Below are 19,834 nucleotides of genomic sequence, written 5' to 3' on the forward strand. Positions count from 1 at the left end.
GGCCGGCGGGACGGGGTGCACGGTGCGCCGGCTGCGGCGAACCGGGAGGCGGCGCGGGGCGCGCCGTCGGCCGCGAGGGGTCAGTGCTGCTCGCGCGGCCCGGGGACGACCCGCTCCACCTCGGGGTGGGCGGTCAGGAGCTGGCGCATGGCGTGCTCGGCGGCGGCGCCGTCGCCCTCGGCGAGGGTGTCGATGATGCGGGCGTGGTGCGCGAGGGAGGTCTCGTTGGGCCGGTCGCAGCCGGTGGCCGGGCCGCCGGAGACCTGGAGGGCGGCGGAGACGATGCCGGAGAGGTGCTCCAGCATGCGGTTGCCCGCGAGCTGGATCAGCAGTCCGTGGAACTCGGCGTCGGCGCGGGAGAAGGTCATCAGGTCGCCCTGGCCCAGGGCGTGGCCCATGATCTCCACCATGTCCGCGAGCCGCTGCTGGGCGTCCTCACGGCCGTGGCCCGCGGCGAGGCGGGCCGCGAGCGGCTCGATCGTCCAGCGCAGCTCGCCGAGCTCGCGGCGCTGGTCCTCGCGCTGCGGGCCGAAGGCGCGCCATTCGATGATGTCGGGGTCGAGGAGGTTCCAGTCGCTGACCGGGCGGACCCTGGTCCCGACGTTGGGCCTGGCGCTCACCAGACCCTTGGCCTCCAGCACGCGCAGGGATTCCCGGACGACGGTGCGGGAGACCTCGAATCGCTGACCGATCTCCTCGGGCACCAGGGGCCGGTCGGCCCCGAGGTCGCCGGAGACGATCATCTGGCCGAGCTGCTGGACGAGTTGGCCGTGAAGACCCCGGCCGCGATTACTGCTCGGACGCCGCACGGCCCTGCCCAGATCGGAGTCACCGCCCTCCCAGGACGCGGCGCTCCGCTCCGGCCCGGGCACCTCCGCGTAGGGGTAGCGGTCGAGTTCGCCCGGACCCGCGAGGCCGGAGTCAGCGGAACGGGCGGCGTTCATCATGGAGTGCGCAAGGGTAGTCACGGAACCTTTGTCGGCGTCGTCCCCAAGTGCCTTGAGGTCTTTGGTGAAAAGCACACGAAAGGGTGATCGCTCGCTCCGTGGCCATTGACGCCCCGCCGAAGGCGCCCGAACACCCCTGTCCGGAACGTGGACTTGCCCGCCCGCTCGGTCAGAAACCACCGGCCCGACGACGTCACACGAACAGATCCGCGCGGATACGTGCAGGACAGGGCCCTGAACGACAACATGACGGTGATATCCGCAGGTTGTCCCCACTCCCCGGGCCTCCCGCGCGACCCGTTCCGCAGGACCGCTCCGACGCCGTCACAACCGCCCTGTGACGCACCGCAGATCACGCCCGGCGCACACGACGGCGCTCGCACAGAAGGCCGTTGGACGCACTCGCGTACGAGACGCCGAAGGCGACGGAACGGGCGGCCCCGCCGAGGGTGGTGACCCCATGGAACCGGGGTGACCGAGAGGCTCAGACCTCGGGTCGCAGCATGGGCGGGTTGAGCAGAGTGGCGCCGCCCGCACGGAAGAGCTGGGCCGGGCGCCCGCCCTGGCGGGTCGTGGTCCCGCCGGTGGGGACGAGGAAGCCGGGCGTACCGGTCACCTTGCGGTGGAAGTTGCGCGGGTCGAGCACGACGCCCCAGACCGCCTCGTACACCCTGCGCAGCTCTCCGACCGTGAACTCGGGCGGGCAGAAGGCCGTGGCGAGGGAGGAGTACTCGATCTTCGAGCGGGCCCGCTCCACCCCGTCCCCGAGGATCGTGCCGTGGTCGAAGGCGAGCGGTTCGGCCGGAAGCTCCGTCCGGCGGCCGCCCGCCGTCGTACCGAGCAACTCCTCGACGGGGGACCAGCGCGCGTGGCGGGCGTCGCCGCCGGCCCGGGGCGCGGGAAGGTCGGGGGCGAGTGCCAGGTGCGCGACGCTGACCACCCGCATCCTCGGATCGCGGTCCGGGTCACCGTAGGTGGCGAGCTGTTCGAGGTGCGCGCCGTTGGCGGTGGCCGGTGCCTCGGGGGTGTGGGCGCACAGGCCCGTCTCCTCCGTGAGTTCCCGCGCCGCGGCCGTCGACAGATCCTCGTCGGGCCGGACGAAGCCGCCGGGCAGCGCCCACTTCCCCTGGAACGGGGCCTCTCCCCGGCGCACCACGAGGGCGCACAGGGCGTGCTTGCGCACGGTGAGGACGACCAGATCGACAGTGACGGCGAACGGCGGGAACGCCGACGGGTCGTAGGGGGGCATGGGGTGATCATAGTCGTCTGCCTGACGATAAACAGCCTGTTGGCGGAGGCCGCAGCAGGCGCGCGTCCGGCGATTTCCCGGGCATTTCCGCGTGATCGTACGCATCGCGCACACGCGACGGCCGCGGCTCACGCCGGTCCGGGCGGGCGGGCGGCGGCGGTCAGTGGAGGGTGGGCCGGTAGACGAGTTCCTGGATGTGGTGGTCGAGGACCCGGCTCTCGGTCAGTTCGAGGTCGAAGTCGGCCGCGCCGCGGAACACCGGGTCCAGCCCGGTGCGGCCGGTGATGACGGGGAAGATCGTCACCTGGAGGCGGTCCACCAGGCCGGCGGCCATCAGCGCCCGGTTCATCGAGAGGCTGCCGTGCGAACGCAACGGCACGTCGGACTCCTCCTTGAGCCGCGCGACGACGTCCACCGCGTCACCGGCCTCGATCGTGGCGTCCGGCCAGTCGAGAGGAGCCTCCAGCGTCGTCGACACGACGGTGGCCGGGAGGTGCCGCATCCGCGTCACCCACGGGTCGAGGACCTCCGGCTCCCCGCTGCCGTCCGCCAGCATCCGCGCGAACGCGCGGTACGTCCGGGCGCCGAAGACCATGCGCTGCGCCCCGCCGTACTCGGCGAGGCGCCGGTCGAGCAGTTCGGGGCCCTGCTTGCCCCAGTAACCGGTCCAGTCGGGCCCGGCGGCGCCGTAACCGTCGAGGCTGCAGAAGACGTCGAAGGTGTAGGTCGTGGTCATGTCGCTCTCCTCGGTGGTGGGCGGGGGCCGCGCCAGTGCCCGGGCATGCGGTACCGGCCGGTCTCATCCGTCGGTGGCCAGGGCCGCGAGATGGCGCAGCGAGTCGGCGAGGTGTCCGGCGCCGAAGGGCGGGAAGCGGAGGTACTCCCGGATGGACGCCGGCACCGCCGACCAGTCGTACGTCAGCCTGACCTCGGTCTCCGACGGGCCCAGCGGCACCAAGTCGTAACGCCAGGTCCAGCCGCCGAACTCCAGATGCCCACCCTCCTTCTCCTCCCCCGTGCGCCAGCCGATGGCGCGCGGCGGGTCGAGCACATGAACCTGGTTGGCCACCTGGTACACCCCGAGCGGGTGATCGGGGTGGTACATGCCCATCCGGAAGACCTGCCCCACCTGGGTCAGCCGGGCTCGGTCGACGGGTTCCTGGACCCAGCCGGTGCCGTCGATCGCGGCGTGGGTGGCGGGGTTCGCCAGCAGGGTGAAGAGTGCTGGGGCGGGGGCGGGGATTCTATGGGTTGCGGTGACTTTGTCGGGGTTCACGGGGCCTACTTTGATGGGGGCGGGGGGTGGGGGGAAATGGGGGGTGGGGTGGGGCAACGGGGGTGGGCTGGGGGGCGGGGTTGGGGTCGATGTGATGTGGGGTGGGGGGTGGGGGGTGCCGGGGTGAGGAGGGCGGGGTCGCTGGGCGGAGGTGGGAGGGGGTGGGGTGAGAGGGGCCGGCCGCTTCGTCTTAAGCCTTACCCCGGGGCCCTCCCCCCTCCCCCTCCCGCCCCACCCCCCTCGACGCCGAGCCGACTCCGCCCCGACGCCGACCCGATACGCGTCAGCACACAGCCCGGCACGTACACCCGGCACCCAGCACGCACGCCCAGCACCCGGCGTCGAGGCTGCGCGACAACCCCGACGCCGACCGCGGCGTCCGCTATCCGACGAGCCAAGGCCATCGACCACCGACAGCCCAGCTCTCACAGCCCGACCGCCTCCGCCGACCGCCCCCAGCTACATCACTCCGGGCTCTCACGGCCCTCTGTTTTCTCTCCGCTCGCTCTTCCTCTGGTTGCCCTCCGCTGAACTGCCCTCCCCCCGACACTTCCCCTCTGCCCCTCTCCTCGCACGCGGCTCTGTGCTCACCCTCCGTGAAACCCACCGCGCTCAACCCCACCCCCCATCGCCAGCACCCCCCTTCACCCACCCCTACACATCAGCCCCGTCACCACCGCCCCGCTACCCCCTCCCCTTCGGCCCCCGCCCGCCCTGCGACCGCCGACCGTGCCGCGAGCTCCGCAGCGGCAACTGCCCGCTCGGCCCCCGGCCGGGTCCCGCCCCGTAGGGTGCCCGCGGCCCGCCCGGCCCGGCTCCAGGCCGTCCGCCCCGCGGGCGTACAGGCAGAGGCGGCCGCCCAGCACCCGCAGGCGTCACCTTCCGGGCGCCCGTACCTCCCACCCTCGAGGGCCGGGGCACACCGGCCGTCCCACCCCGCTGCCCAGCCGGCCTCAGCAGCTCCGAGGGCAGCGGAATCGTCCGCCGCCGGGAGGAGGACGTTGGCTCACTCGCCCCGCCTCCCGCCCGCGCCGGAGCGTCCGGAGTCCCCGCCACTCCGTCTCCCCCAGCGGCGGCCTCACGGCCCCGGTCCTTGCCGGCCCTGCGCAGTACGCGACGGATCGACTCGGCGGCCAGCCCCTCGTCGCAGGCGTGGTGGAGGAGGAGGGCGAAGAGGTAGTCGGGGTCGGCTCGCAGAGCGAGGGCGAGGGCGACGCGGGCCTCGGTGCGGTCGCCGCTCGACCAGGCCACCCATCCCGCGAGGGCGAGCGGAGCGGCCGCGTACTCGTCGTAGGCGCCGGTGCAGCGGCGGGCGAGCGCGCGCCAGAGGCGCAGGGCGGGCGGGGCGAGTGGTCCCTCCATCCATTCGGCGGCGCGGTCCCTGGTCTCCCGGTCCTGGAGACCGACGATGGCGCTCGCCGCCTCCGCGATGCCGATCGCGCGGTCGTCGCAGGCGTCGGCCGCCTGCGGGTCCCGCACCTGGGGCAGGCGGTGGAGCCGGGTGATGAGGTCGGCGGTGGTCGTGAGGGTCTCTTCGGCGACCTTCGCCGCCTCGTGTTCGTCCACGATCCGGGGCAGCAGGCTCGCGCAGGCGGTGTCGAGGGCGGTCGCCCACTTCGGGTCGCCGCCGTCGTCCGGCGGGAGCAGCCGGCGTTGCATGGCGCGCAGGCTGCCTTGGACGGTCATGCCCGCGTAGGCCGCCGCCGCGGCGACGGCGGAGGTGCCCGGCGGTTTCTGCGCGCTCCCTTCCGGTGGGCAGCAGGCCGGGTCGGGGCAGCAGTACGACCAGCAGCGGTGGTCGGAGAGGCAGAGGGCGTCCACCACCGGTACGTCGCGTGCTCCGGCGGCCAGCCGGACGTGCTGGGCGAGGGGTCGGAGGTACTCCATGACGGTGGTGCCGTTCTCGCCGGGGCCGGGTTCGCGGCAGAGGAAGGCGACGATGCCGTCCGGCAGGCCGTGGCGGCGGGTGCTGCCCGTCACGAGGGCGTCGGTCACGGCGTCCGCCACGACCGCCCAGTCGGCGGGGTCGGTGGGGATGCCTACCGTGACCCGGCCGCCGAAGCGGCCCCGGGAGCCGTGGACGGCGACGAGGACGAGGCTCTCGTCGGGCTGGAAGCCGAGGAGGTACGGCAGGGCGTCGGCCAGCTCGGTGTGGGTGCGGACGGTGACGCCGAGTTCGTCGGAATCGGTGGGCGTGGTGTTGGTGTGTTCGCTCATGCCGGCGACTCTCTCCGGGTTCCGGAGACGCCGCTGGAGCCTGTGGACAGAGCCGGGTGACGGAGTTGTCCACAAACGCCGGGTTGTCAACATCGGGATGGTTGTCCACAGGCCGGCCGGGCGCGTTCGCGGTTTGTCCGACCCATCGGGTTGCATGGAGGCCATGAGCAACGAAGAGCTGCGGACCACGGCCGACTCCGTCCTCGCCCGGCTGGTGGGCGACCCGACGGGCTCGGCCCGGCTGCGCGAGGACCAGTGGCTCGCCATCGAGGCGCTGGTGGCCGAGGGCCGCCGGGCGCTGGTCGTGCAGCGGACGGGCTGGGGCAAGTCGGCGGTGTACTTCGTGGCGACGGCGCTGCTGCGGGCCCGGGGCGCCGGGCCGACGGTGATCGTCTCGCCGCTCCTGGCCCTCATGCGCAACCAGGTCGAGGCGGCCGCCCGCGCGGGGATCTCCGCGCGCACCATCAACTCGGCCAACCCCGAGGAGTGGGACGAGGTCCAGGCCCAGGTGGCGGCGGGCGAGGTGGACGTCCTGCTGGTCAGCCCGGAGCGGCTCAACAACCCGGACTTCCGGGACAACGTCCTGCCGAAGCTGTCGGCCGCCACCGGTCTGCTGGTGGTGGACGAGGCGCACTGCATCTCGGACTGGGGCCACGACTTCCGGCCGGACTACCGGCGGCTGCGTTCCATGCTGGCGGAGCTGCCGGAGGGCGTTCCGGTCCTCGCCACCACGGCGACGGCCAACGCCCGGGTGACGGCCGACGTCGCCGAGCAGCTCGGCACCGGTTCGGGCTCGGACGCGCTGGTGCTGCGCGGGCCGCTGGACCGGGAGAGCCTCAGTCTCGGTGTGCTGCGGCTGCCCGACTCGGCGCACCGGCTGGCCTGGCTGGCCGAGCACCTCGACGAGCTGCCGGGGTCGGGGATCATCTACACGCTGACGGTCGCCACCGCCGAGGAGGTCACCGCCTTCCTGCGCCAGCGGGGCCACGCCGTCGCCTCGTACACGGGCCGGACCGAGAACGCCGACCGCCAGCAGGCCGAGGACGATCTCCTGGGGAACCGGGTGAAGGCCCTCGTCGCCACCTCCGCGCTGGGGATGGGGTTCGACAAGCCGGACCTCGGCTTCGTCGTGCATCTCGGCTCGCCGTCCTCCCCCATCGCCTACTACCAGCAGGTCGGCCGCGCCGGCCGCGGCGTGGACCACGCCGAGGTGCTGCTGCTGCCCGGCCGGGAGGACGAGGCGATCTGGAAGTACTTCGCCTCGCTGGCCTTCCCCCCGGAGGAGCAGGTGCGCCGCACTCTCGACGTGCTGGCGGGGGCCGAGCGGCCGCTCTCCCTGCCGGCGCTGGAGCCGTTGGTGGAGCTGCGCCGGTCCCGTCTGGAGACGATGCTGAAGGTCCTGGACGTGGACGGGGCGGTACGCCGGGTGCGCGGCGGCTGGGTGTCGACCGGCGAGCCCTGGTCGTACGACAGCGAGCGGTACGCCTGGGTCGCGAAGCAGCGGGCGGCGGAGCAGCAGGCGATGCGGGAGTACGCGGGGACCGGCGGGTGCCGGATGGAGTTCCTGCGCCGGCTGCTCGACGACGAGGAGGCGGCGCCCTGCGGCCGCTGCGACAACTGCGCGGGTCCCCGTTTGGGCGGGGACGTCTCCACCACCTCGCTGGAGGCGGCCACCGGCGAGCTGCGCCGGGCGGGTGTGGAGGTGGAGCCCCGCCGGATGTGGCCCACCGGCCTCGCCTCGGTCGGCCTGGACCTGAAGGGGCGCATCCCGCCGGGCGAACAGGCCGCGCCGGGCCGGGCGCTGGGCCGCCTCTCGGACATCGGCTGGGGGAACAGGCTGCGCCCTCTGCTGGCCCCCGACGCTCCGGACGAGCCGGTGTCCGAGGAGGTGACGCGGGCCGTGGTCGGGGTGCTGGCCGACTGGGCGAAGGGGCCCGGGGGCTGGGCCTCGGGTGATGCGGACGCCCCGGCGCGTCCGGTGGGTGTGGTGACGGTGCCTTCGCGCCGCCGGCCCCGGCTGGTCGGCGCGCTCGGTGCGCGGATCGCCGAGATCGGGCGGATGCCGCTGCTCGGTTCGCTGGAGCTGACCCCGGAGGCGGCCGAGCGGATGCCGTCGCGGAGCAACAGCGCTCAGCGGCTGCGGGCGTTGGAGGGGGCGCTGAGGGTGCCCTCGGAGCTGGCCGGCGCCCTGACGGCGACGCCCGGCCCGGTGCTGCTGGTCGACGACTCCACGGAGAGCGGGTGGACGCTGGCGGTCTCGGCGAGGCTGCTCCGGCGGGCCGGGGCGCAGGCGGTGTTGCCGCTGGTCCTGGCCGTGGAGGGCTGAGCGGGGGCGTCGGGGGGCCGTGCGCTGGGCAGACTGGGAGAAAGGCGTATCGGCGGATACCGGTCGGCCGCGTCGATTGCTCGTTGCCGCAGGCGGGTGCGAGGGCAAGAATGGGTTTCGCTCCCCGCGGCTCCGCTGGTCCGGCAGGGCTCTGCCGCGGTGCGCTCTCTCCTCGTCACCTCCTCGCCCGCGGTGTGGGCGTGTACCCGAAGGGAGGACCATGACCTTCGGATTGGCTCCGTCCGCGACGGCTTCGACGTCCCGACCGCTGATACCCGCCGGTGCGTCCGACCGGCTGGCCCGGATGCTGGCGCCCGCCCAGTGGGCCGCGGCGGGCATCCCCCTGCTGCGCGATCCGCGGGAGGTGGTGACCGCACTGCACGCCTTGCACCGGCCGACCGCGTCGACGGCTGTCGTGGCGGTGCTGGACCGGGACGAGCGGGTGTGCGCCAGTGCCTCGTTCGCCCGGGGGACCGCCTCGGCCGACGGCTGGGTCCACCGGAACGCGCTGCTGGCCCAGTTGCGCCGGGTGGTCCCGCACGATCTGCGGCGGCGCTCCCCCACGCGGACGGCGGTGCTGCTGCACTGCCGTGACGGGGAGGGGCGCTGGACCGAGGAGGACGGCGCCTGGATGTGGGGGCTGCGGGACGCCTGCACGCTGCACGGCCTGCGCTGCGGGGCCTACATCACGCTGACGGATGCCGGCTGGCAGGTCCTGGGGGAGGACCGGAGCGGGCGCCGGCCCCGGGTCGGACCGGCCTCCTCCGCGCAGGTGGACGAGGGCAGTTGGGAGCTCCCGTCGGCCCGAGGCACGGTACGGGCGGGCTGAGACCGGCCCGCGGGCTCCGGACACGACACACCCCGGTGCGAGCCCGGGGCGGTGCCGCGTGCGGTGCGACTGCGCCGCCCCGGCGCCGGAGGTCCGGCGCCGGGCTCGGCGTCAGACGCCCGCGCCCAGCACGGAGTTGACCTGCTGCGGGTCGCCGCAGACGATCAGCAGGGCCTGGGCCCGGGCGAGTGCGGTGGGGAGCACGGTCTTGACGGTGTCGTCGCCGCCGTTGGCCGCGACCACCACCACCGGGCGGGGGTTGGCCTGCCCGGCCGAGGCGCCGTCGACGTAGAAGACGTCGTCGGCCGCGTCCTGCTGCCGCCAGTAGGCGTCCTCACCGAAGGACCGCTCGTGCGCGGTCCACGGGTGGGGGTCGCCGGTGGTCAGCACCAGCACCTCGGCCGGGGCGCGGCCCGAGTCGAGGAGCAGGTCGACCGCCTCGTCGGCGGCGTCCAGCGCACCGTCGGCCGCGGCCGGGATGAGCTGGATCTGCGGGGCGCCCTGGTCACCGGGGGATGCGGCGGAGGGCTTGGGCGCGGGGGCCGGACCGGGCTTGGCTCCGGCGGCCCGCGGAGCGGGCGGCGCGGGGCGGGGCGGGCCGGGACGGGGCGATACCGCGGAACGGGGTCCGGGTACGGGGCGAGGGGTCGGCGTCACGCGGCTGCTGGCCGTCGTGGTGCGGGGACCCTGGGCACTCTCGGGAATCTGAGGCTCCTCGGGAAAGGGAGGCATAGGGACGACATTTATCAAATGCCGACACGGGACATAAAGGGGGGGTGGCACGCAAGTGCGGAAAAGATCAGAAATCGAAACCGAGTTGTCCCTCGATCTCCGTGACGTTTCCGCGTACCGGCACACGGACCTTCTTGAGGTGCTGCCACTCAGGCAGCGCGTCAAGATACGCCCAGGAGAGCCGGTGGTAGGGGGTGGGTCCCCGCTCGGCGAGCGCCGCCTGGTGCGCGGGCGAGGGGTATCCGGCGTTGTCCGCGAAGCAGAAGTCCTCGTGGCCGACGCCCAGTTCCGCCATCATCGCGTCCCTGCGCACCTTGGCGAGCACCGAGGCGGCGGCGACGCAGACACAGGACTGGTCTCCCTTGACGACCGTACGGACCTTCCAGGGCGCACCGAGGTAGTCGTGCTTCCCGTCGAGGATCACGGCGTCCGGGCGGACCGGCAGCCCCTCCAGGGCCCGCACGGCGGCGAGGCGGAGGGCGGCGGTCATGCCCAGGTCGTCGATCTCCTCGGGCGAGGAGTGACCGAAGGCGTAGGCGGTGACCCAGCCCTCCAGCTCGCCGGCGAGCGCGGTGCGCCGCTTGGGAGCGAGGAGCTTGGAGTCCGTGAGACCTTCGGGTGCCCGGCGCAGTCCGGTGACGGCGGCGCAGACGGAGACCGGGCCGGCCCAGGCCCCGCGCCCCACTTCGTCGACACCGGCAACGATCTTGGCTCCGGTCGTGGCGCGCAAGGACCGCTCGACGGTGTGCGTGGGTGATTCGTACGGCATGGCGCCAGACAGCGTACGCGGCCCGGTTCGGGGAGGACACCCCGGCTCCTCCCCTTGTCCGGATCGCCGGCGCCCGGGGCCCTCGCCCCTCCGCCCGCGCACCCCGGCGCGGGCGGACGGCGCAGCCGTCGGTTCGTGTGGCCCTGAGTCCGTCATGGTGTTCGCTTCCGCACAGAAAGGGTACTGCGGGCGGAGCGCGCCCTGCCAGGACGGCGGAGGGGGTGGGGCGCATGGCCGCGCCCCCAGGAAGGCTCACCGCCCGCCGGAGGCGCCTTGGCGGAACAGGTCGGTTGACGCGTCCTGCCGCCGCTCTCCGGGGAGTTCGCGGGACGTCTCGGCGGGCTGGGGGTGACGGGGCCGACGGGGCGGTTCGCCAGGGGCGTGTCGGTTGCGTATGCGAAGGGGGTCGGGTGGGTCAGCGGACGGACGGGTAGATGTCGTCGGTGAGGATGTCGCGGCAGGGGTGGTCGCGGACGGGGCGGGCCGTCAGGATCTCGTGGGCGCGGGCCTGGCTGAGACTGGTCGCGTACCAGGGGGCTTCGGGTACGGCGATCGAGCGCAGGGCGCAGGAGCGCAGGGGTTCGTCGAGGCGGTCGAGGGCCGGGACGGCGTCGGCGGAGAGGCCGGAGAGGTAGCCGAGATCGAGGGTGCGGCCGGCGCGGTGGGTGTCGAGGTTGCTCTCGGCGATCAGCTTGTCGGGCGAGGCCAGTCCGAAGGCGAGGACCGCCACCGCGGCCGAGGCGAGCACGGCGCGGGGCAGCAGCCGGGCGCCGAACACCCCGGCAGCGAGGATCAGCAGGATCACGACGCCGAGCCACACCTCCATGGCGACGACGGAGAGCCTGAGGCGGGTCAGCCCGTACTCGCCCATGTACAGGTCCATGCGGCGGACCGCGGAGGCGACCACGACCAGGGTCAGCAGGCAGAGCGCGCCGAGGACGGCACGGACCAGGAGCCGGTCGCGCGGGCCCGAGCGGGGCGCGACGCGGACGGCCACCGAGATGACGGCGAGGGTCAGCACGGTGGCGAAGAGGAGCTGCCAGAACCCTTCCCGGGCGTACTCGGAGTAGGTCAGGCCGTTGCTGGCGCGGACCACGTCCTCACCGCGCAGCAGGACGGCGGCCTGGACGGCGACGAAGGCGGCGAAGAGCAGGTCGAGGAGGACCAGCGGCAGCGCCCATTCGACGCGTCCCCGCGCGCGTCCCGGCCCGGGGCCGAGACCGTCCCAGCGGGTCGGGGCGGCGGCCGTGTGGGCGACGGCCAGCGCGGCGGCCAGGCCCAGGACGGCGAGGAAGAGGCGCCAGGGCACTCCGGAGCCGCCGTCGACGTCCGGGACGAGGCTGCCGAGGAGGTCGGCGAATGCCTGGTCGGCGGCGGCGAAGAGGCCGCCGAAGACCACCAGCAGGACGACGGCGACCAGCACCGACCGCAGCAGCGGGCCGAGGTCCTTCTCCCCGCCGGCGGTGCGTTCGCGCACCCCGCGCCAGCCCCAGACGAGCGCCCGCCGCACGGCGAGGGCCAGCCCGAGGGGCGCCAGCAGCACCCCTGCCCACTTCCGGGAGCCGTGCAGCGCGAGCGCGCCGAGCCCGGCCGCGGCGAGGACCGCGAGCAGCGTGGGCCATTCCGCGTCGCTCCACACCGGTACGGCCAGCAGTGCCAGCCCGCCGGCGCCCCAGCAGAGCGAGGACCGGCGCGGGCGGCGCCCTGCCTGCCGGGCGGCGAACCAGGCCGCGGCGGCGAGTGGGAGGGCGAGGATCAGGGCGTTGACCGCGAGGCCGTCGCCGAGCAGGAGCCCGCTCAGCAGGGCGGTGACGGCTGCGGCGACCAGGGTGGCGAGGCCGGGCGGGGCGGGCGGCTTCGCGCGGACCCCGTCCAGGATCGGCGGGGGCACGTCGGGGAGCCGCTCGTAGCGGATGCCGTCGCTCTCGGCGTCCGGAGCGTCCGGGGGCTCCGGGGCGTCCGGGGCGTTCGGGCTGTCCGGGGCGTTCGGGCTGTCCGGCGGGGCGTCGGCCGGTGTGCCGGAGGCGTCGGGGGCAGCAGCGTCGGCGTGGCCGGTGGGCGGCTCGTCCGCCTTCGCGCCCGCTCCGGCCTCGGTGCGGTCGGCGGTCCCCGCTTTCACCAGGGTGGCCGGCTCCGGCTCCGCGGCGGCTTCCGGTCCGCCGGGCCGTGGCTCGGGCACCCCCTGCGGCTCCGGCACGGCCGCGTCCCCGGTGCGGCGTCTCTCCTCGGTCCCCTCGACCCCGTCCGACACGGGACCCCCTCCCGGCCGGTCCGGGCAGGCCGCGTTCGGCTCCGGCGCGGAGGCGAGGGAGGACGGGGCGTGGCGGGACCGGCGATCGTTCGTCGCTCCCGGCGTGATCGTCCGGGCGCGTGAGGGCAGGCTAGCCAGGGTCGGGGCATCGGCCCCGGTGAGAGGCGTGTTGTGGCATGACCGTGACACTTCCCCGGCCGTCGGGCGGGGATCAGCCGGCCGGTGTCAGGCCGTGAGGGCCTCGTCCAGCCACTCGGGGAGCGGTTCGGTCTGCTCGGTCCACGCGGCGGGCGGCGCGGTGCCGGCCGCGGCGAGGATGCCGCCGACGATGGCGCAGGTGGTGTCGATGTCACCGCCGACCTGCGCGGTCCGCCAGAACGTGGCCTCGTAGTCGTCGAGGCCGCGCGCCGCCGACCAGAGGGCGAAGGGCACCGTGTCGTGCGCGGTGGAGCGGCGCCCGCACCCGAGGACGGCGGCCACCGTGCCGGCGTCGCGGTAGTCGAGCATGTCGCGGGCGCGCCGCAGTCCCGCCTCGACGGCGCTGCGCGGCACGAGTTCCAGCACGCCGTCGAGCAGGGCCCGGCCGGTGGGCGGCCCGGCCGGGGCGGCGGCGAGCGCGGCGGCCGCGGCCACCGCCATGGCGCCGACGACCGCTTCCCGGTGCTGGTGGGTGGGGTAGGCGGAGATCTCCGCCTGGTGGGTGGCCTGCTCGGCGTCGCCGGCGTACCAGGCGCCGAGCGGGGCGACGCGCATGGCGGCGCCGTTGCCCCAGGAGCCGTGGCCCTTGAACATGCCGACCGACAGGTCCCGCCAGTCGCCGCCCGCCCTGACCTGCGCGAGCAGCCAGTCGGTGCCCCGGCCGTAGCCGCGCGCGGAGTCGTGGCGGCGGGCGAAGGCGGTGACCAGCCGGTCCTGGTCGACGCGGTGGTCGGCGGCGAGGGCGACGACCACGGAGGCGGCCATCTCGGTGTCGTCGGTCCACCGCCAGGGCCCGTCGGGCAGGTGGCGGCGGCGCAGGAGGGGATGGCTGCCGGGGTGGGAGAACTGGGCGCCGAGGGCGTCGCCGACGGCCAGTCCGCGGAGGGAGGCCAGGGCGCGGGCGACGCGCGGGTCGGGGTTCGTGTCAGCGGTCATCGCGCTGTTCACTCTAGCCGGTGCGGCCGTACGGCTCGGGTTCCCGCCAGCGCTCGAAGGGCCGGTCGAGGCGGTAGTGGCCGTCGTCGCCCAGCTCCAGGACGCGCACCTCGCCGTTGTCCGGGTTGGAGAGCGACTCGAACTCGGCGACGGTCCAGTGGAACCAGCGCATGCAGAACAGCCGCATGGTGAGGCCGTGGGTCACCAGCAGCACGTTGGGCGGGTGGTCGGGCGACTCGAAGCTGCGGTAGAGGCTCTCCAGGAAGGCCCCCACCCGGTCGTACACGTCGGCGCCGGACTCGCCCTGTGCGAACCGGTAGAAGAAGTGGCCGTACGCGTCGCGGTACGCCTTCTGCCGGCGGACGTCCTCGCGGTCCTGCCAGTTCCCCCAGTCCTGCTCGCGCAGGCGCGGCTCCTCGCGGATGCGGACGACCTGGGGGTCGAGGCCGAGGTGGGCGAGGGTCTGGTGGGTGCGGCGGTAGGGCGAGACGTAGACGCTGACGCGTTCGCGGCCGAAGAGTTCGCGCAGCCGCCCGCCCGCCTGGACGGCCTGGGCGCGGCCTGCCGCGGTGAGCGGCAGGGCGTGGTCGGGCTGGCGCTCGTACACGCTGTCGTCGGCGTTGCCCACCGATTCGCCGTGCCTCACGAGGACGATGCGTCGCGGTCGGACCATGGGCAAACCCTAGTTCGGCCGCGCCGGGCGGCGGCGGCCGGGGCGTGCGGGCGCGTCGCGGGCGGCGGCTCAGATTGTCCAGGAGGGTTCGAGGTCGACGACGGCGCCGGTCAGGGCGGCGACGTCGGCGGCGGTGCGGGCCCGCAGGGAGAGCCGCTCGATGCGCTCGGTGCGGTACTTGCCGTGCTCTGCGGCCGCCCGCCACATGGAGAGGATCAGGAACTCGTCGCCCGGCGCCTCACCGAAGAGGCCGCGGACCATGCCGGGCGATCCGGCCATGGCCGGGTTCCAGACCTTCTCCTGCATCAGGGCGAAGTTCTCGACCCGGTCGGGCCGCACCCGGCAGTGCGCCACCCGCACCACGTCCACGTCGGTGAAGCGCGGCTCGAACCCGGTCTTCACGTCGAAGCGGTACGAGAAGAGGCGCACCCGCGCGCCCGTGTACGTCCCCGCCTGCGAGGCGGCGAGGCGGTCGTGGGAGCGGGCCATGAAGGAGTCGTAGAAGGCACGGCTCTCCCAGAGGGCGAAGAGGTGGACCACGTCGGGCCGCGACCGGCTCCACCCGCCTCCCTGTCCCAGGAACCCCGGCTCCCCCGGGAGCCCCGCCCACTTGCGCTGCCCCCGCTCGAACCCCCGGCGGTCCTTCACGGTGCAACGCGTCCACTTGACCAGCACCGCGCCATCGTACGGGCCGGGGGGCCCGCGCAGGGCCCCCGCGCACGAAGCACGGGTGGCCGAACTTGCGTGCCTCGCGCATCCGTCCGCCGGCGTGGAGGCTTCCCGTCCGGGGAAGCGGGGCATAGGGATCTCCGACGCCGTGTCAGAACGGCGTGGCAGGATGGGATTTGCGGCCCTGGCAGGGGCCGTCGGGGTATGTTACAGGGGGAAGGACCGCGATGAGCACGCCCAACAAGAATCTGGGGACGATCGAGATCCGGCTGAAGTGGGACCCGAGCCCGCTCGGCGAGGCCGCCCACGACCTCGACCTGATCGCGGCCGCCTTCTCCGCCGACGACCCGCACGGCGCCCCCGACCACCTGGTCCACTTCGACGCCCGCTCCCCCGACGGCACCATCCACCTCCAGCGGGAGAGCCGCACCGGCCAGGGACTCGGCTTCGACGAGGTGATGAGCCTGGAGTTCGAGCGGATGTCGAAGCGGCTGGACCGCATCGTCATCGGCGTCGCCATACAGCAGCGCAACGGCACCAAGACCTTCTCCGGAATCCCCCGCACGGAGGCGGAGATCGTCGAGGAGTACGACACCCTCGCCACCTACGACTTCTCGGAGGTCGGCGACGCCACGGCGGCGACCATCGCGGTCTTCCGGCACACGGAGTCCGGCGCGTGGCAGCTGGAACGCGCCGTGCGGGGCTTCGCCGACGCCGACCCGGACGCCTTCGCGCAGCTCATGGGCGGCGTCTCCGTCTGAGCCCGCCGCAGGCCCCGGTCAGCCTCCGGAGGTGCCCTCGGCGCAGCGCCCCTCATGGCGGACGGTCTCCCTACGGTTCCGCCCGCCCTCGGGCAGCAGCACGGCGAGGCCCTCGCCGTAGCGGGCCCCGAACAGGCGGCGCGCGGAGGCGGCCGGGGCGGGCTCCGGGGTCTGCGCGGGCATGGTCATGTCGCCCACTCAGACCGACCGGGCGAGCCGGAACCCCAGGTCGTCGATGCGCAGCGTCGGATGGCTCTTGCGACGGCAGGCGGCCCGGACGCCACGTGGCTCGTCCTGCCAGCCACCGCCCCGGAAGACCCGGTACGGGCCGTAGACCCCGGGGTCGTACAGGTCCCAGCACCACTCCCAGACGTTGCCGAGCATGTCGTACAGGCCGAAGGCGTTGGGCTGCCTGGTCGCGACGGGGTGGAGGCGGCCGCCGGAGTTGCCCCGGTGGCGGGCGACGGCGTCCAGCGGCCCGTACCGGACCTCCGGCGAACCCGCGCGGCAGGCGTACTCCCACTCGGCCTCGGTCGGCAGGCGGAACCCGTCGGCGTCCTGGTCCCAGCGGGTGGCGCGGGCGTCCGGGTCGTCGCCGAGGAGGTAGCAGGGGCGCAGGCCCAGCGCCTGTGAGAGGAGGTTGCAGTAGCGCAGGGCGTCGGTCCAGGAGACCTCGGTGACCGGGGCGTCGAGGCCGCCGGGGCCCGCCGGGACCGTGCCGGTGACCGCCTCGTACCGCTCCCGGGTGACCGGACAGGCGCCGAGTTCGAAGGCGGCCACGACGACGGTCCGCTCGGTCCTGGCGGCCTCGTCCCGCAGGACGACCTCGCCGGCGGGCAAGGACAGCAGGTGGTCCTGCCCGGACTGGGACCTGGTGACTTCCCCGGTGCTCGTCATCCGCCCTTCCTACCGGCTGGGGCAGGCCGGCGGGGGCGGAACGGGGGCATCCGTTCGGAGCGTTCGGGGGCTCGGCCAAAGGGGGTGGAGTGGCCGTGGACAGCAGAGAGGGAGCCGACCCGGAAGTCGGCTCCCTTTCTCACGTGCCGGTCAGCGACCTGGGCGGCCGGTGCTCAGGGGCACCGGCCGTCCCGGCGTTGACCTGTCGGCTCAGCTGCACCCGCTGGTGGAGCCGCAGCCCTCGCAGATGTAGCAGGAGCCGGCGCGCTGCATCTTGGTGCCGCAGGAGAAGCAGAGCGGGGCGTCGGCGCTGATGCCGAGCTGCATCTCGACCAGTTCGGCCGAGGTGTGGGCCTGCTGCTCGGGCTTGGCCTGCGGGATCTCCGTGCCGGTCGCCGGGGCGGAGACCTCCGGGGCGGGGGCGGCCGGCTCGGTCTGCTCCTCCTCGGCGGGCTCGTAGGAGCCGGTCTCCAGGTGGCGGCGGCGCTCGTCGGCGGAGTGGATGCCGAGGGCCGAGCGGGTCTCGAAGGGCAGGAAGTCCAGCGCCAGGCGGCGGAAGATGTAGTCGACGATCGACTGCGCCATCCGCACGTCCGGGTCGTCGGTCATACCGGCCGGCTCGAAGCGCATGTTGGTGAACTTCGAGACGTAGGTCTCCAGCGGCACGCCGTACTGGAGGCCGACCGAGACGGCGATGGAGAAGGCGTCCATCATGCCCGCGAGGGTGGAGCCCTGCTTCGACATCTTCAGGAAGACCTCACCGAGACCGTCGTCCGGGTAGGAGTTGGCCGTCATGTAGCCCTCGGCGCCGCCCACCGTGAAGGAGGTGGTGATGCCGGGGCGGCCCTTGGGGAGGCGCTTGCGGACCGGGCGGTACTCGACGACCTTCTCCACGGCGGCGCGGATGGTCTCCTCGGCCTGCTCGGTGATCTCGGCCTTCTCCTCCTCCTTCTTCTTGGCGGAGAGGGGCTGGCCGACCTTGCAGTTGTCGCGGTAGATCGCGAGGGCCTTGACGCCGAGCTTCCAGGCCTCGAAGTAGACCTCCTCGACGTCCTCGACGGTCGCCGACTCGGGGAGGTTGACCGTCTTGGAGAGGGCGCCGGAGATCCAGGGCTGGATCGCGGCCATCATCCGGACGTGGCCCATCGCGGAGATGGAGCGCTCACCCATGGCGCAGTCGAAGACCTCGTAGTGCTCGGGCTTGAGCGCCGGGGCGTCGATCACGTTGCCGTGCTCGGCGATGTGGGCGACGATCGCCTCGATCTGCTCCTCGGAGTAGTTCATGCGGCGCAGCGCCTGCGGCACGGTGCCGTTGACGATCTGCATGGAGCCGCCGCCGACCAGCTTCTTGAACTTGACCAGGGCGAGGTCGGGCTCCAGGCCGGTGGTGTCGCAGGACATCGCGAGACCGATGGTGCCGGTCGGGGCGATGACGGACGCCTGGGCGTTGCGGAAGCCGTTCTTCGCGCCGAGGCGCACCACGTCCTGCCACGCCTCGGTGGCGGCGGCCCAGATCGGGTTGTCCAGGTCGTCGGTGCGCACGGCCTTGGCGTTGGCGTCGGCGTGCTGCTTCATGACCCGCTGGTGCGGCTCGGCGTTGCGGGCGTACCCGTCGTACGGGCCGACCACGGCCGCCAGCTCCGCGGAGCGGCGGTAGGAGGTGCCGGTCATCAGCGAGGTGATGGCACCGGCGAGCGCGCGGCCGCCGTCGGAGTCGTAGGCGTGGCCGGTCGCCATGAGCAGGGCGCCCAGGTTGGCGTAGCCGATGCCCAGCTGGCGGAAGGCGCGGGTGTTCTCACCGATCTTCTGGGTGGGGAAGTCGGCGAAGCAGATGGAGATGTCCATCGCGGTGATGACCAGCTCGACGACCTTCGAGAACCGCTCGGACTCGAAGGACTGGTTGCCCTTGCCGTCGTCCTTGAGGAACTTCATGAGGTTGAGCGAGGCGAGGTTGCACGAGGTGTTGTCCAGGTGCATGTACTCGCTGCACGGGTTCGAGCCGTTGATGCGGCCGGACTCCGGGCAGGTGTGCCAGGCGTTGATGGTGTCGTCGTACTGGATGCCGGGGTCGGCGCAGGCCCAGGCGGCCTCGGCCATCTTGCGGAAGAGGGACTTGGCGTCGACCTCCTCGATGACCTCGCCGGTCATGCGGGCCCGCAGGCCGAAGGTGGAGCCGGCCTCGACGGCCTTCATGAACTCGTCGTTCACGCGGACCGAGTTGTTGGCGTTCTGGTACTGGACGGACGTGATGTCGTCGCCGCCCAGGTCCATGTCGAAGCCCGCGTCGCGCAGGGCGCGGATCTTCTCCTCCTCGCTGACCTTGGTCTGGATGAAGTCCTCGATGTCGGGGTGGTCGACGTCGAGGATGACCATCTTGGCCGCGCGGCGGGTGGCGCCACCGGACTTGATCGTTCCTGCGGAGGCGTCGGCGCCGCGCATGAAGGAGACCGGGCCGGAGGCGTTGCCGCCGGAGGAGAGCAGCTCCTTGGAGGAGCGGATGCGGGAGAGGTTCAGGCCGGCGCCGGAGCCGCCCTTGAAGATCATCCCCTCTTCCTTGTACCAGTCGAGGATCGACTCCATGGAGTCGTCGACGGAGAGGATGAAGCAGGCCGAGACCTGCTGGGGCTGGGGCGTGCCGACGTTGAACCACACCGGGGAGTTGAAGCTGAAGATCTGGTGCAGCAGCGCGTAGGCCAGCTCGTGCTCGAAGATCTCCGCGTCGGCGGGCGAGGCGAAGTAGTTGTTCTCCTCGCCGGACTTGCGGTACGTCTTCACGATGCGGTCGATGAGCTGCTTGAGCCCCGTCTCGCGCTGCGGGGTACCGACGGCCCCGCGGAAGTACTTGCTGGTGACGATGTTGACCGCGTTCACCGACCAGAAGTCGGGGAACTCGACGCCACGCTGCTCGAAGTTGACCGAGCCGTCGCGCCAGTTGGTCATGACGACGTCACGAAGCTCCCACTGGACCTCGTCGTACGGGTGCACGCCGGGCGTCGTGTGGATGCGCTCGATACGCAGACCCTTGGCCTTGGAACCCTTCGTACGGGAACCTCGTGCCGGGCCGCTCGCCGTCTCTGTCATGCCGCCTCCCATATGTGGGTGAA

17 protein-coding genes are annotated in these 19,834 nt (G+C 73.5%); 3 read left to right on the forward strand and 14 right to left on the reverse strand.

The window, feature by feature from the left end:
- Positions 1-80: 80 nt before the first annotated feature.
- The 5 genes from OIM89_RS05570 to OIM89_RS05590 form a co-directional block, all read right to left on the reverse strand.
- A complete protein-coding gene (locus OIM89_RS05570) occupies positions 81-968 on the reverse strand; it encodes a FadR/GntR family transcriptional regulator (RefSeq protein WP_175457670.1) in 888 nt (295 codons plus the stop codon).
- A 463-nt stretch (positions 969-1,431) separates the two neighbouring features.
- Entirely contained in the window at positions 1,432-2,196 is a 765-nt protein-coding gene (locus tag OIM89_RS05575) for an NUDIX hydrolase (protein ID WP_030698216.1), read from the reverse strand.
- 160 nt (positions 2,197-2,356) lie between these two features.
- Positions 2,357-2,932: a dihydrofolate reductase family protein gene (locus tag OIM89_RS05580; RefSeq protein WP_030698217.1), complete on the reverse strand. Its 576-nt coding sequence runs from the start codon at positions 2,930-2,932 to the stop codon at positions 2,357-2,359.
- A gap of 63 nt (positions 2,933-2,995) precedes the next feature.
- Entirely contained in the window at positions 2,996-3,472 is a 477-nt protein-coding gene (locus tag OIM89_RS05585) for a polyketide cyclase (protein ID WP_226964520.1), read from the reverse strand.
- Between the two features lie 684 nt (positions 3,473-4,156).
- Positions 4,157-5,689 carry a DUF4192 domain-containing protein gene (locus tag OIM89_RS05590; RefSeq protein WP_264491045.1) on the reverse strand — a complete coding sequence of 511 codons (1,533 nt, stop codon included), beginning with the start codon at positions 5,687-5,689 and terminating at the stop codon, positions 4,157-4,159.
- A 163-nt stretch (positions 5,690-5,852) separates the two neighbouring features.
- Between OIM89_RS05590 and OIM89_RS05595 the strand changes: the two genes are divergently transcribed.
- The gene (locus OIM89_RS05595) at positions 5,853-8,015 is read left to right on the forward strand and encodes a RecQ family ATP-dependent DNA helicase (protein ID WP_226964519.1); all 2,163 of its coding nucleotides are present in this window, start codon (positions 5,853-5,855) and stop codon (positions 8,013-8,015) included.
- Between the two features lie 220 nt (positions 8,016-8,235).
- The gene (locus OIM89_RS05600) at positions 8,236-8,844 is read left to right on the forward strand and encodes a hypothetical protein (protein ID WP_226964518.1); all 609 of its coding nucleotides are present in this window, start codon (positions 8,236-8,238) and stop codon (positions 8,842-8,844) included.
- 111 nt (positions 8,845-8,955) lie between these two features.
- On the opposite strand, the gene OIM89_RS05605 is transcribed toward OIM89_RS05600, so the two are convergent.
- The 6 genes from OIM89_RS05605 to OIM89_RS05630 form a co-directional block, all read right to left on the reverse strand.
- Complete coding sequence (locus OIM89_RS05605; protein WP_226964517.1) at positions 8,956-9,576, reverse strand: hypothetical protein; 621 nt, start codon at positions 9,574-9,576, stop codon at positions 8,956-8,958.
- A 67-nt stretch (positions 9,577-9,643) separates the two neighbouring features.
- Positions 9,644-10,345, reverse strand: a complete 702-nt coding sequence (locus tag OIM89_RS05610; protein WP_030698777.1) for a ribonuclease HII — start codon at positions 10,343-10,345, stop codon at positions 9,644-9,646.
- 415 nt (positions 10,346-10,760) lie between these two features.
- Positions 10,761-12,596 (reverse strand): DUF4173 domain-containing protein, encoded by a 1,836-nt coding sequence (locus OIM89_RS05615; RefSeq protein ID WP_257381536.1) that lies wholly within the window; start codon positions 12,594-12,596, stop codon positions 10,761-10,763.
- A gap of 225 nt (positions 12,597-12,821) precedes the next feature.
- Positions 12,822-13,730, reverse strand: a complete 909-nt coding sequence (locus OIM89_RS05620) for an ADP-ribosylglycohydrolase family protein (protein ID WP_030698775.1) — start codon at positions 13,728-13,730, stop codon at positions 12,822-12,824.
- A 13-nt stretch (positions 13,731-13,743) separates the two neighbouring features.
- A complete protein-coding gene (locus OIM89_RS05625; protein WP_003951289.1) occupies positions 13,744-14,403 on the reverse strand; it encodes a histidine phosphatase family protein in 660 nt (219 codons plus the stop codon).
- A 69-nt stretch (positions 14,404-14,472) separates the two neighbouring features.
- A complete protein-coding gene (locus tag OIM89_RS05630) occupies positions 14,473-15,078 on the reverse strand; it encodes a YdbC family protein (RefSeq protein ID WP_030698774.1) in 606 nt (201 codons plus the stop codon).
- Positions 15,079-15,233: 155 nt separating this feature from the next.
- Here OIM89_RS05630 and OIM89_RS05635 point away from each other — a divergent pair, with 155 nt between their 5' ends.
- Positions 15,234-15,833, forward strand: coding sequence for a TerD family protein (locus OIM89_RS05635; protein WP_372588024.1), 600 nt, complete (start codon positions 15,234-15,236; stop codon positions 15,831-15,833).
- A gap of 18 nt (positions 15,834-15,851) precedes the next feature.
- Here the strand turns inward: OIM89_RS05635 and OIM89_RS05640 are convergent, their stop codons facing one another.
- The 3 genes from OIM89_RS05640 to OIM89_RS05650 all read right to left on the reverse strand — a co-directional run bounded on the left by OIM89_RS05640 (position 15,852) and on the right by OIM89_RS05650 (position 19,811).
- Positions 15,852-16,022 (reverse strand): hypothetical protein, encoded by a 171-nt coding sequence (locus tag OIM89_RS05640; RefSeq protein WP_175457664.1) that lies wholly within the window; start codon positions 16,020-16,022, stop codon positions 15,852-15,854.
- 9 nt (positions 16,023-16,031) lie between these two features.
- Positions 16,032-16,730 carry a formylglycine-generating enzyme family protein gene (locus OIM89_RS05645; RefSeq protein ID WP_264491046.1) on the reverse strand — a complete coding sequence of 233 codons (699 nt, stop codon included), beginning with the start codon at positions 16,728-16,730 and terminating at the stop codon, positions 16,032-16,034.
- A 210-nt stretch (positions 16,731-16,940) separates the two neighbouring features.
- On the reverse strand, positions 16,941-19,811 hold the full coding sequence (locus tag OIM89_RS05650; protein ID WP_030698770.1) for a vitamin B12-dependent ribonucleotide reductase: 2,871 nt from the start codon (positions 19,809-19,811) through the stop codon (positions 16,941-16,943).
- Positions 19,812-19,834 lie beyond the last annotated feature (23 nt).

The sequence above is a fragment of the Streptomyces sp. BI87 genome (assembly GCF_025957665.1).
Taxonomy (GTDB): Bacteria; Actinomycetota; Actinomycetes; order Streptomycetales; family Streptomycetaceae; genus Streptomyces; species Streptomyces albidoflavus.